Annotated in this window: 13 protein-coding genes; 3 read left to right on the forward strand and 10 right to left on the reverse strand. The window is 43.6% G+C overall.

Going from position 1 to position 12,997, the window contains the following annotated elements:
• Nucleotides 1-66 precede the first annotated feature (66 nt).
• The 10 genes from aroC to leuC form a co-directional block, all read right to left on the reverse strand.
• Nucleotides 67-1,167, reverse strand: a complete 1,101-nt coding sequence (gene aroC, locus J3U67_RS00170) for a chorismate synthase (RefSeq protein WP_100152036.1) — start codon at nucleotides 1,165-1,167, stop codon at nucleotides 67-69.
• 234 nt (nucleotides 1,168-1,401) lie between these two features.
• On the reverse strand, nucleotides 1,402-1,647 hold the full coding sequence (locus tag J3U67_RS00175) for a hypothetical protein (protein WP_267403264.1): 246 nt from the start codon (nucleotides 1,645-1,647) through the stop codon (nucleotides 1,402-1,404).
• Between the two features lie 282 nt (nucleotides 1,648-1,929).
• Entirely contained in the window at nucleotides 1,930-2,463 is a 534-nt protein-coding gene (locus tag J3U67_RS00180) for a PqiC family protein (RefSeq protein WP_267391108.1), read from the reverse strand.
• Complete coding sequence (gene pqiB, locus J3U67_RS00185) at nucleotides 2,463-4,106, reverse strand: intermembrane transport protein PqiB (RefSeq protein WP_267391110.1); 1,644 nt, start codon at nucleotides 4,104-4,106, stop codon at nucleotides 2,463-2,465. The genes J3U67_RS00180 and pqiB overlap by 1 nt, the downstream gene beginning before the upstream one ends.
• 10 nt (nucleotides 4,107-4,116) lie before the next feature.
• On the reverse strand, nucleotides 4,117-5,412 hold the full coding sequence (locus J3U67_RS00190) for a paraquat-inducible protein A (protein WP_267391111.1): 1,296 nt from the start codon (nucleotides 5,410-5,412) through the stop codon (nucleotides 4,117-4,119).
• Nucleotides 5,413-5,521: 109 nt separating this feature from the next.
• Nucleotides 5,522-6,592, reverse strand: coding sequence for a 3-isopropylmalate dehydrogenase (gene leuB, locus J3U67_RS00195; RefSeq protein WP_267391112.1), 1,071 nt, complete (start codon nucleotides 6,590-6,592; stop codon nucleotides 5,522-5,524).
• Nucleotides 6,593-6,685: 93 nt separating this feature from the next.
• Complete coding sequence (gene leuD / locus J3U67_RS00200; protein ID WP_100152041.1) at nucleotides 6,686-7,327, reverse strand: 3-isopropylmalate dehydratase small subunit; 642 nt, start codon at nucleotides 7,325-7,327, stop codon at nucleotides 6,686-6,688.
• Between the two features lie 68 nt (nucleotides 7,328-7,395).
• Nucleotides 7,396-7,536 (reverse strand): entericidin A/B family lipoprotein, encoded by a 141-nt coding sequence (locus J3U67_RS00205; RefSeq protein WP_100141290.1) that lies wholly within the window; start codon nucleotides 7,534-7,536, stop codon nucleotides 7,396-7,398.
• A gap of 18 nt (nucleotides 7,537-7,554) precedes the next feature.
• Nucleotides 7,555-7,680, reverse strand: coding sequence for an entericidin A/B family lipoprotein (locus J3U67_RS00210; protein WP_100141289.1), 126 nt, complete (start codon nucleotides 7,678-7,680; stop codon nucleotides 7,555-7,557).
• Nucleotides 7,681-7,775: 95 nt separating this feature from the next.
• Nucleotides 7,776-9,182, reverse strand: coding sequence for a 3-isopropylmalate dehydratase large subunit (gene leuC / locus J3U67_RS00215; protein WP_267391113.1), 1,407 nt, complete (start codon nucleotides 9,180-9,182; stop codon nucleotides 7,776-7,778).
• Between the two features lie 282 nt (nucleotides 9,183-9,464).
• Here leuC and gshA point away from each other — a divergent pair, with 282 nt between their 5' ends.
• From gshA to gshB, 3 genes are all read left to right on the forward strand, one after another.
• Nucleotides 9,465-10,826 (forward strand): glutamate--cysteine ligase, encoded by a 1,362-nt coding sequence (gene gshA / locus J3U67_RS00220; protein WP_267391114.1) that lies wholly within the window; start codon nucleotides 9,465-9,467, stop codon nucleotides 10,824-10,826.
• 99 nt (nucleotides 10,827-10,925) lie between these two features.
• On the forward strand, nucleotides 10,926-11,936 hold the full coding sequence (gene trpS / locus J3U67_RS00225; protein ID WP_100152044.1) for a tryptophan--tRNA ligase: 1,011 nt from the start codon (nucleotides 10,926-10,928) through the stop codon (nucleotides 11,934-11,936).
• Between the two features lie 60 nt (nucleotides 11,937-11,996).
• Nucleotides 11,997-12,971, forward strand: coding sequence for a glutathione synthase (gshB, locus tag J3U67_RS00230; RefSeq protein WP_267391189.1), 975 nt, complete (start codon nucleotides 11,997-11,999; stop codon nucleotides 12,969-12,971).
• Nucleotides 12,972-12,997: the final 26 nt, after the last annotated feature.

Here is a 12,997-nt window from a genome sequence, read left to right on the forward strand (position 1 = left end):
TCAGTTGATGATTCAGTTCATTACATGTATGGATGGCTATAAAAATTACATCTAGATATTGGTGGGCTATTGGTTATGATGGGCAATATTTGGTGTATTTACCTGTATATCCGCATTCTGGGCTCGATGGCGTAAAGCATGATCTATCAATACCAGTGCAAGCATAGCTTCTGCAATCGGCGCGGCGCGTAAACCTACACACGGATCATGGCGACCATGGGTGGCGAGTATAACTGGTTGACCATGAATGTCGATAGAGTGTCGCGGTGTGGCGATGCTGCTGGTAGGCTTGATGGCTAGATTAATGTGAATATCTTGGCCACTGCTAATTCCGCCAAGTATACCGCCAGCATTGTTGGATAGAAAGCCTTCGGGTGTCAGTTCGTCTCCATGTTCGCTGCCTTTTTGGCAAATACTTTCAAATCCGGCTCCGATTTCAACACCTTTTACGGCGTTGATGCTCATCATGGCATGGGCTATATCGGCATCCAGTCGATCAAATACAGGTTCGCCTAAACCTACTGGAACATTACGGGCAGTAACATGCAGTTTAGCTCCGATAGAGTCGCAGGCTTTGCGGATGCTGTCCATGTATTGTTCCAGTTCTTCAATCTGGCTCTGATTGGCAGCGAAAAAAGGATTGTTGTTTATAAAACTTTCGTTTTCGAATGGTATTTTTTTTTCGCCAATTTGGGTAATATAGGCAACAATTTCAGTTTGATAATGTTCGCGTAGCCATTTTTTGGCAATGGCACCAGCAGCGACTCGAGCGGCAGTTTCGCGAGCAGAGCTACGCCCACCACCACGAAAATCGCGAATACCGTATTTGTGCCAGTAAGTGTAATCAGCATGTCCGGGGCGAAAGCTTTGGGCAATAGCGCCATAATCTTTACTACGCTGATCGGTATTTCTGATTAATAATCCGATGGGTGTACCAGTGGTTTTGCCCTCAAATATACCAGAAAGTATTTCGACAGTATCTTCTTCACGACGCTGAGTGACATGGCGGCTAGTGCCTGGTTTTCGTCTGTCAAGATCTTGTTGAATATCAAATTCACTTAGATTCATTCCAGGCGGACACCCATCTATCACGCAACCAAGTGCGGCACCATGGCTTTCACCAAAGGTGGTAACAGTAAAAATTTGCCCGAAAGTATTGCCAGCCATAGGTTTTACTCTGATTTTTGAGTAATTAATTTAAGTTGCTGTTGAGTTTAGCACGGTTTATACGGTTTAGGCATAATTTGTCTAAAAGCTATTTTGTTTTTGTGGCATAGGTATTGATGTTGTTATGAATTTACATGATTTGGAAGTGTTTTTTGAGTTTGCAGTGTCTATCTCTTTGGTATTTTGTTTATGTTTTATTGATTGTTAAGTTTAATGCCAGTATTGCCAAACAGGCTATCTTGCTGGTTGTTTCTTGTTTGAAGCAGATGGAGTGGCAGTAGGAGGGCTGCTTTTTTCGGTACCTGCTATGGCAGGCGGTTCTGCAGGTATTGGCTTGGTTTTAATAGGAAAATATATTGACGTGCCTAGTCCGAAATTATGATTACCTCCGCCTATACCTATGGCGACGTTGGAAGGCACTCCTATGCTACAGGCACAAAGTAAGAAGCAGGCTATCTGTGAAACGATAAAAGGTTTCATGGCTTTTTTTCAAAAGAAATAAGTGTTTTATTATAAATCTTTCTTCTTGTCTGGCGATGAAATTGTTTGATGCTTTAAATAGACTGATTTTCTTTCGCAGGAATTTTTTAATTTAATTTTTCAGTTATACCCTCGGTTGACATTCTGTGGTTTGCTCTAACTGAAGTTATAGATAATATGAATTAGTGTAGTCAATGTTTTTAAACAATCGATTAAGCATTTCGGCCAGTTAAACAATAGTTTTACTGGCCGAATTTGTGCGAATGATAAGAGAAAATAAGTTTAGTCAGCAGGGGCTATGGTTTGTGCTACGTTGGATAGTCCCTGTGCTAGTGCATTAACCATGTTGCTGTAGCCATTACCTTGCTGCGGAATATGGATATTGAAATTTTTGTTGTTTTCAGTTGCTCCTTGCCAGCTGCTGTAACCATTGATGTTTATATATCCATCATAGCTACCCTGAAAAGATTGGATGTATACGGTGAGTGTGGCTTTGGTTTTGTTTTCTGGTGTAAACCAATATCGCTCGCTTTTTTTGTTTAGTTCATTAGCCAGAACCAGTTTGATTTCGTTGCTCAAGTCGTCTGCCCATAAATGTGTCTGGGTAAATTGAAGGGTGGTTGGACTGTCTTGATACACTAGATTACCTTGATTGAGTCGTTCTGCCAGAACAACTTTTATCTGTACCGGTATTCGCTGGCTTGTGGTGGGCAACTGATAATTGCTGCCTGGTAGTTGATAATAGGTCACTGGTGTGCCAGCACACGCGGTGAGGGTCAGAGCAGCAGTGCATACAAGTGATAGTATGATTTTCATTATCTGGCTCCTTTAGGTTCAGGATCATGGCCGCGACGGTTGAAGATAAGGGCGTTTGGTTGCTGTCTGAGGGTTTTCAAGGTTGGCTGTGCTTCTTTAAGAGTAGTATCTATACTTTTCAGGGTTTGCTGAATATCACCATAAAGTGGGGATGTGCTGGAAACACCTTGCAGAGTGGTGCGCAATTCTTTCAAGGTGGCGGTAAGCTCTGCTGGTAGTTGCTGGGTTTTATTCTGTGCCAGCAGTTTGTCTGCGCTGGCCAGTGTGGTTTTTAGCTGTGCTAGTGTGCTGTCCAGCTGTTTCATGGAATGTTCTATCGGTAGGTTATTGAGTTTTGTCAGTAAGGCAGAAAGTTGATTCTGAATCATATCTAATCCGGTTCGATTGCTGCCGATAACGGTGTATCCCTGATAGCGTGTGAGCGGTTTGAGCAGTGTTTCCCCCGGTTGAGCCTGTGTGAGGCTGATGTATTGATTACCAGTGATTAAGTTGTCTTTTTCTAGCGAGGCAGAAAGACCGTGATTAAGTGCCTGCTGAATTTGCTGCTGCCAGATTTTGTCATCTTGTTTACTGGCATTAATTTCCATGCGCCCGGGTTCGATACGCAGCCGAACGGGTACCCAGCCATGCTGAAAGAGTTTATGGCTGTCATTGAGTGCAAAATAGGGTACGTCGGCAACGGAACCAATATTAATGCCTTGATACTCTACTGGAGCCCCGACACTTAAGCCACGTACGGATTGCTGGAAGAAAACAACGTAATATTGGGCGCGTTTGGTAGGCAGGTTGTCTAGTTCTCGTTCGCTGTTGTATAGAGTAAATTCTGTATTATTGCCTACAGGTGTACCTTTGCCTTCAAACATAGTTTTAAATACGATGGCACCGGATAAAAGAGCAGGTAATGGTGCTGAGTCGATATGGACGCCGCCGCCAGATGCGGTAACCTGCACACCGGTTTGGAGCCAAAATTTGACTTTATCACCAATAAGGCTGTCGTAAGGGCTGTTGATATATATTTGGTAGTGAACGTTGTTGTCTTTGGGATCAAAATAGGCCTTTTCTATCTGGCCGGCACTGATATCACCATATAAAACAGGGCTACCGGGGGTAAGCAGTTTGTCACTGTGACCCTTAAGGCGCAGACGGATGCCGCTCTGAGAAATGGCGCTAACAGGTGGTAAATCTGCTACGGTAAACGTTTCAGCTTTTTCTTTGCTGTGCCCAGGCGTAAAGGCAATATAGGAACCCGATACCAGTGTGTTCAGTCCGGTGATGCCGCTTTGATCGATGCGTGGTTTGACTATCCAAAACTGTGTATCTTTACGCAGCATATTTTTGACATCGGCATTCATTTTGGCTTTGATTTGTACACCTTTTTCATCCGGACTGATGCTGATTGATGTGACTTTGCCTACCGTAACATTTAATACTTTAATTTCTGTTGAGTTGATTGCAATTCCATCAGCATCATTGATATATAAGGTAATTTCCGGTCCTGTATGGCGAAGATGTTGTATGAGTAGCCATGCGCCAGTGAGTAAGGCTAGGGCAGGAATAATCCATACCAGTACATTGAATGGAGGTTTATGCTTTACAATTGCTGTAGTTTGCGTTGTTTCGTTTTCGTTTTCGGTTTGGCTCATGATGTATGCCTTATTGCGCTGTTTTGATGCTGGGCTTGTTGTTTTGCTCATCCCAGATTAAGCGTGGATCGAAACTAAGTGCCGAGACCATGGTCAGGATTACTACGCCGCAGAAATATATGGTAGCTGAACCCGGCGCTACGTGGGCAAGTGGTGTAGAGAATGCGGACATCAGTATGATTACTACAAAGATATCTATCATAGACCAGCGTCCAATTGATTCAGTAATGCGATATAGAATGGTTAAACGGCGAGGGGACATCAGCGGGTGATAGGCTGCAGAATAGAGCAGTATCAGCATAGAAATGATTTTAAGCACAGGAATGGCCATACTGGCACTGAATATCACGACGGCGATAAATACATCTCCATCACTCCACATGTATTCGATACCATCAAGAATGGTGCTGGCAAGATTGGTACCTGGAGAACGAGTGATCATCATTGGTAATAAATTGGCCGGAATATAAAAAATAATGGCAGCCAATAAAAAGGACATGCTGATACTGAGGCTGAGAGGTTTGCGCCGGCTCAGATAAGAGCCACACACACCGCAGACATTTTGGGTATCTGGTTGTTCAAACAAGCAGTAATTGCAATTAATGGTGTGGTCGCTGTAGATTTGTCTGGTAGGATCGTTTCCGGTAAGTCGCTGTATCTGATAAAAAATCCAATGTTCAGGTACGCCTTGAGAAGTGCGAATCAATAGAATAGCTAAAACCATCATAAACCAGAATGCCAACCCAAAATGCATTTGTGCCATGGCACTGATTTTAATGTATGACACCAGTGTGGCTATATAAAAAACGTCTATCATAATCCAATGGCGCAGGCGTACTAGTGTTCTTGTGGCGTACAGCATACCAGGTAGAACTTGCTGATAACGCAGTCCGGTATATACGTACAGGCACAGCAGTAGAAACAGAACTGGTGAACCAAAAGTGAGAAAAAACATTACTTCTGCCAGTATTGAATAGTCCTGCTGGGCTAAAGTACCCATTATATAGGGAATGGTAAGGTCAACATGAATGCCAAGCATGTCTATAGTCATGTACAGTTGTGTATATACAATTGTCATGATAATTAGTGAGGCGATGGCAAATGCTATCGGAGTATCAAGAGGGTGAGTTTCTATGCGAACCAGTCGCTGCTGGCAGCGCGGACATTCGGCAGATTCGCCAGGTATTAGAGCAGGAATAGTTAATGACAAGCCACAGCAAGGACAGCCAACATGATGTGCGGGCAAGCTGCCGGCAGGCAGGTTTGTAGTTTGATGTTGCGCTGGTTGTATTAAACGGTAGCTCAAGATATTCGATTTCAGTAAAGAAAACAGCTGTACAAAAAATAACTTAACAGAGAGTTGGCATGCTCTGTTAAGTTAAATATACGTAATTTGAAGCGCTTGTGCAATTGACTTATAGTGCAGCCAGTACAGCATCACCCATTTGGCTGCATGAAACACGCTGGCAGCCTTCTTCATAGATGTCACCAGTACGTAGCCCTTGTGCCAATACTTTGCCTACTGCTTGTTCGATTCTAAATGCGGCTTGCTCATTATTTAGGCTGTAACGCATCAGCATCGCTAGTGAAAGAATGGTGGCAAGCGGATTGGCCAAATTTTTGCCAGCAATATCGGGTGCAGAACCATGTGACGGTTCATACATGCCTTTACCTGTTTCGTTGAGCGATGCTGAAGGGAGCATACCTATGGAACCGGACAGCATAGAAGCTTGATCGGAAAGAATGTCACCAAATATGTTACCCGTTACAATAACGTCAAATTGCTTAGGTGCTTTTACAAGTTGCATGGCTGCATTGTCGACATACATGTGGCTAAGGCTGACATCAGGGTAATCTTTATTCATATCGGTCATGATTTCACGCCACAACTCGGTAGTTTCCAATACATTGGCCTTATCTACTGAACAAAGTTTTTTATTGCGTTTTTGTGCTGCCTCAAAGGCAATCTTACCGATACGGCGAATTTCACTTTCGCTGTAACGCATGGTGTTAATACCTTCGCGTTCGCCATTTGGCAAGGTATGAATGCCGCGTGGTTCGCCAAAATAGATATCGCCGGTTAGTTCACGCACAATCAAAATATTTAGACCAGATACTACTTCTGGTTTTAGGGTAGAAGCATTGGCCAGCTCAGGATAGAGTATGGCTGGACGTAGATTGCCAAATAAGTTGAGATCTTTTCGGATGGCAAGTAGTCCGCGTTCGGGACGCAGTGGGCGTTCAAGGCTGTCGTACTGTGGACCACCGACTGCACCAAGCAACACTGCGTCTGCAGCGCGGCAGATTTTTTGAGTAAATTCTGGATAAGGATGGCCGTATTCATCATAGGCAGCACCCCCTAATGGAGCATATTGATAATCTGCATCTAGTCCTTCTGCAATCAGTTTGTCTAAAACACGGACGGCCTGAGCAATAATTTCCGGACCGATTCCATCCCCCGGAAGAATAGCAAGGTGTTTACTCATTTTATTCTTTCTGAATGTTGTCTGACTGCCACTGATTGGCACTCAGTAATAATTTATTTTTAGTGTATGAAAACGAAACAGGTTTCTATGGAGTCAGGACTGATACAGCCATGGTTGTTGTTGTTTGTGGCTGCTTTCATAAGCTTTTATAGCATCCGCATGTTGCAAGGTCAGGCCGATTTCATCCAGACCATTGAGGAGACAATGTTTGCGGTGTTCGGTGATATCGAAATAGTAATGATGACCGCTGGGTGTGGTAACGGTTTGTTCGGGCAGATTGATGCTGAGCTGATAGCCTTCATGAGAAGTAACTTCATGAAAAAGTTGATCCACTACTTCTTCGGGCAAAATTATGGGTAATAGACCGTTTTTATAGCAGTTGTTGAAAAAAATATCTGCAAAAGATGGTGCAATGATGGCGCGAAAACCGTAATCATCTAGAGCCCATGGTGCGTGTTCGCGGCTTGAACCACAACCAAAATTCTTACGGGTCAGCAGAATGTGTGCACCCTGATAACGTGGCTGATTGAGTACAAAATCCGGATTCAAGGGACGTTTGCTGTTGTCCATACCCGGTTCACCGTGATCAAGATAACGCCACTCATCAAAAGCATTTGGGCCGAAACCACTGCGTTTGATTGATTTTAAAAATTGTTTAGGAATAATGGCATCTGTGTCTACATTAGCGCGGTCAAGCGGTGCTACCAGAGCCGTAAGAGTTGTAAAAGATTTCATGCGGGTGATTCAGTATGTGTGTAGTTAATGATTGAATTTAGTGCAAGCCCTGTCGGGCTTGCATGCAGTTACATTTCTGAGCGTACGTTGTCTGAAGCATTACTTACTGCCTGACCACCGGCAGAAATATCACGACCAACGCCGGAAACTGTATGACAACCAGCCAGAAAACCAACAATGGCAACGCTTAAGAGCATCAGTTTTTTCATGGTTTTATCCTTGTAATATTATCGACTAGCTGCGTTGGACAGATGCTGACCCCCAGCACGGACGTCTTGTCCTACGCCATGAATTGTGTGACAACCAGAGAGTACAGCCATAACCATTGCAGCAATTAACAACATTTTTTTCATGCTTTACTCCTTCAACAAAGATAATAATTAACACATTCAATCAGAACTACATGCTTATCATGCACTTGCTGGCTTAAAACTGCAAGTTATTCACTTTATATGTGTCGCACATCAGTAAAATGGCCAGTGACTGCTGCAGCTGCTGCCATGGCAGGGCTGACCAGATGAGTGCGACCGCCGTTCCCTTGACGGCCCTCAAAGTTACGATTGGAAGTTGAAGCACAACGTTCATGTGGCTGTAATCGATCTGCATTCATAGCCAAGCACATTGAGCAGCCTGGTTCACGCCACTCAAAACCTGCGGCTGTAAAAATTTTATCCAGCCCTTCTGCTTCAGCTTGTTGTTTGACTCTTCCTGAGCCGGGTACTATTAATACCCGATTAACATTATCTGCCTTATGTCGTCCTTTCGCTACTTGGGCAGCAATGCGTAAATCTTCAATTCTTCCGTTGGTGCATGAACCAATAAATACAACATCAACTGGAATTTCATTGACTGGTGTACCGGCAGTTAAGCCCATATATTGCAGTGCCCGCTGCATACCCTCCCGTTTTACTGGATCCGTTTCTGCGTCAGGGTCGGGCACTTGTTGATTTACTGCAATTACCATTTCTGGTGAGGTTCCCCATGTAACCTGTGGTTCGATGTCCTCCGCATTAAAATGATAAGTTTTATCAAAGCTGGCTCCTGCATCTGAGACCAGTGTTTTCCAGTAACTAACAGCCTGCTCCCATAATTCACGTTTAGGTGCGAAATGGCGATCTTTGATGTAATCGATTGTGGTTTGGTCAACTGCTACAAGGCCTGAACGGGCTCCTGCTTCGATGGCCATGTTGCAAAGGGTCATTCGACCTTCCATTGATAAATTGCGGATTGCTTCACCGCCGAATTCAATTGCATAACCAGTGCCTCCGGCAGTACCTATCTGGCCAATAATATATAAAGCAATATCTTTGGCGGTTATACAAGGTTTTAGCGTGCCGGTAATTTCAATCAGCATGGTTTTTGATTTTTTGGCAGTAATACACTGTGTGGCCATGACGTGTTCTACTTCTGATGTACCGATGCCATGAGCCAGCGCACCAAAAGCACCATGGGTGGACGTGTGTGAATCTCCGCAGACTACTGTCATACCTGGTAAAGTGGCGCCTTGTTCGGGGCCTACTACGTGCACGATACCCTGATTGATATTTTTGAATGGATAATATTTTTCTACACCAAAGTCGTGTATGTTTTTATCCAGTGTATTGACCTGAAGCTTGGAAATAGGATCGGTGATGCCTTTGTCCCAGTGGTCTGTAGGGGTGTTGTGATCAGCAGTAGCAACTATACTTTGTTCGCGCCACAATGGACGATGAGCCAGCTTCAGTCCTTCAAAAGCTTGCGGGCTGGTGACTTCATGTACTAGATGGCGGTCGATATAGAGTAAAACTGTGCCATCAGCCTGTTGTTGGACAATATGGCTATTCCACAGTTTTTCATACAGGGTTTGTGCTTTCATTGTACTAGCTTTGTTTTGTTATGTTTTATGTGTGAAGCATCTTAATACTGTTAAGAAGGATTTACAAGCATTTTGTCTAAAAATATAAAATATTCAGATTTGAATGTAATTAAATGAATATTTTTGGACTTATTGTCTATTTTTTGCAAGTGTAGATGTCCTGAATGTCTGTTTGAAAACGATTATAGTTGCTGTTTTCTGTTAATCTGGCGTTTGTTGTTATAATAATGACCACTATATGCACTAAGTAATGCAGCATATATATGTAGAAAGGACTGAAATATGAGTTTACCTGATGTGGCCGCAGCGCATCGCTTGGAATTGCAGAATTTTGAACGGGCAATTTTAGCCAAACAGACGCAGATTGAATCATGGTTTCGTACCCAATGGCGACATCACCACGCTCCTTTTTACGGTTCGGTGGATATTCGTAACAGCGGATATAAACTTGCCAGTATTGACATGAATCTGTTTCCGGGTGGTTTTAATAACCTGAATCCTGTTTTTTTGCCTTTGGCTTCTGTAGCGGCACAGGATGCAGTGGAACGTGCCTGTGCAGAAGCACAGTCTGTTTTGCTGATACCTGAAAACCATACGCGCAATACTTTTTATCTGCAAAATGTTTACGCACTCTATTCTATATTGCGTCATGTGGGATTAAATGTGCGAATTGGTACAATTAATCCCGAAATTACTCAGATTACCACACTAGAAACGGCGCTTGGTGACCACATTACTCTCGAGCCAGTATTGCGGCAGGGTAATCGATTACAGCTAGCAGATGGTTTCACTCCTTGTATGATTTTGCTGAACAATGATTTGTCAGGAGGCGTACCAGATATTCTTCAGGGATTGGAACAGAAACTATTGCCACCATTAAAAGCTGGCTGGACCACGAGGCGAAAAAGTACCCATTTTCATGCATATAATCAAGTGGCAGCAGAGTTTGCCAAACTGGCAGGCATAGATGAGTGGACGATTAATCCATATTATGAAGTATGTAGTGGTTTAGATTTTGCCAGCCACGAAGGTGAAAACCGTCTGGCAGATACTGTGGAACGTCTCTTACAACGTATTCAGAATAAATATGATGAACTGGGCATTCAGGATAAACCGTTTGTGATTGTTAAAGCCGACGCCGGTACTTATGGTATGGGGGTGATGAGTGTTCATTCGGCAGAGGAGGTGCGTGGCCTCAATCGCAAAAAACGTAATAAAATGGCTAAAATCAAAGAAGGTCTGGAAGTCAGTGAAGTGATTGTGCAGGAAGGTATTTATACTTATGAAACACTGCATGGTGCTACCGCAGAACCTGTGGTTTATATGATGGACCGGTTTGTAATCGGTGGCTTTTACCGTGTGCATGAGGGACGCGGACCAGACGAAAATCTGAATGCTATAGGGATGCATTTTGTACCATTGCACTGCAATATTGTCTCACCGGAAACTGAGATTACGGAAGAAGATACTGCCAGCAAACGCGAATTTCAGCCGTGGGAACAATTGGGTATCGTGCAGACAGAGAATGTTAGTCAGGCCAGTGATTGTGAAAGTGTCCGTCTTTATGTGTATGGTGTACTGGCCAGATTATCGTTGCTGGCTGCAGCTATAGAGCTGGAAAATATGCCTGAGCTAGCGGTTTGATTTACTTCTATCATTCAGACTTTCTCACTGCAACGTTATTTAGAGTAAGCAGAAAATTTTGTTTCAAAATAATATTAATTTTATAAAGTACGATTCATAATGAAAAAAACGCGCGTTTTAACTGGTGTTACACCCAGCGGCATACCGCATCTGGGTAATTATGTGGGTGCTATTCGTCCGGCTATTCAGGCGAGCCAGAATCCAGATGTGGAATCTTTCCTTTTTTTATCTGATTATCATGCTTTAATTAAATGTCATGATCCGGAAAAAGTTCACGAATCAACCAAAGCTGTAGCTGCAACATGGCTGGCCTGTGGTCTTGATCCTGAGCGTACAACTTTTTACCGTCAGACTGATATTCCCGAAGTAATGGAACTGAACTGGATTCTGACCTGCAATACAGCTAAGGGACTAATGAACCGTGCCCATGCGTATAAAGCAGCCGTACAGGAAAATGCTGAAAAAGGACAGGAGGACCTAGATCACGGCATTGAAATGGGGCTTTTCTGTTATCCGATGCTCATGAGTGCAGATATTCTGATATTTAATGCCGATAAGGTACCGGTAGGGCGTGATCAGATTCAGCATCTGGAAATGGCGCGTGATATAGCAGGCCGTTTCAATCATCGTTTCAAGCCTTTGTTTACTTTGCCCGAAGCTCAAATAGATGACAATGTGGAAACATTGGTTGGTCTGGATGGCCGAAAAATGAGCAAAAGTTACGGTAATACCATTCCATTATTTGAACCGGAAAAGAAATTGCAGAAAGCGGTAAATAAGATTGTTACCAATCTGAAAGAACCGGGCGAACCGAAACAGCCTGATGAAAGCCCTTTGTTTGATATTTATAAAGCTTTCTCTACACCGACAGAAACGAGCAGCTTTACTCAGATGCTTGCTGAAGGTCTGGCTTGGGGCGAAGCTAAAAAAATGCTAGCAACAAAAATCAATGAAGAGCTGGCTGAAAAGCGTGAGCGATTTACTCAGCTAATGGCAGAGCCCTCATTGATAGAGGATATTTTGCAGGCAGGTGCGGTAAAAGCACGTGCACAGGCAAAACCCCTACTAGAGGAAGTACGTGAAGCAGTAGGCATTCGTTCATTAAAATAAAGTACTGGTTTAACCGGCTGGAAGTAGATTTTGAGCCGGTTAAATTATCTGTAGGTAAATATAATGAAAATCTTGTTTATAGCCGACCCAATGGCTGGCTTCAAAACTTATAAAGACACCACATATGCCATGATGCGGGAAATGGCTGCACGAGGCTGGACATTGTTTCACACATTAGCCAGCCAGCTAAGTGTTCAGCAAGAATATGTTGTGGCAGAGGCTAGCGAATTTGGATTTACCGAAGCCAGGGATGATTATGACCATTGCTGGTTTAGTCTTTTGTCTCAACAGCAATATCGGCTAAACAGTTTCGATGCAGTGATCATGCGTACTGATCCGCCGTTTGATATGCAGTATTTATATGCGACTCAATTACTGACTTTAGCTGCCAAACAAGGTGCCCGTGTTTATAACAGCGGGCAGGCTATGCGCGATTTCAATGAAAAACTAGCTATTTTAGATTTTACAGAGTTTACTGCTCCGACTTTGGTCACTACCCGTGCAGCAGATGTGCGTGCTTTTTTGCATGAATACCACGATATCATTATTAAGCCGCTGGATGGTATGGGGGGTATGGGGATTTTCCGCTTGCAGCAGAATGACCCTAATATCAGCAGTATTCTGGAAATGCTGATGCGTTTAGACAGCCGTACAATTATGGTACAGCGTTATATTCCAGAAATTGTTCATGGCGATAAACGCATATTAATTATTGGTGGGCGAGTTGTTCCCTATGCATTGGCACGTATTCCACAGCAGGGCGAGACACGAGGCAATCTGGCTGCAGGTGGCCATGGCGTGGCGCAGCCACTGAGTGAACGAGATAGGCAAATTGCTGAAACATTGGCTCCGGAACTGGTACGCAGAGGTATTCTGCTGGCTGGACTGGATGTGATTGGTGATTATCTGACGGAAATCAATGTTACCAGTCCGACTGGTTTTCAAGAAATTAGCAAGCAAACTGACTGTGATGTGGCTGCTATATTTGCCGATGCTGTTGAAGAAGCTGCACGTTTATATGGTTCCCCGCTTTAAAAAATCTTGTGCAGCCATATCCGATT

It is taken from the genome of Snodgrassella sp. B3837 (genome assembly GCF_026535955.1).
GTDB classification, from domain to species: Bacteria; Pseudomonadota; Gammaproteobacteria; order Burkholderiales; family Neisseriaceae; genus Snodgrassella; species Snodgrassella alvi_E.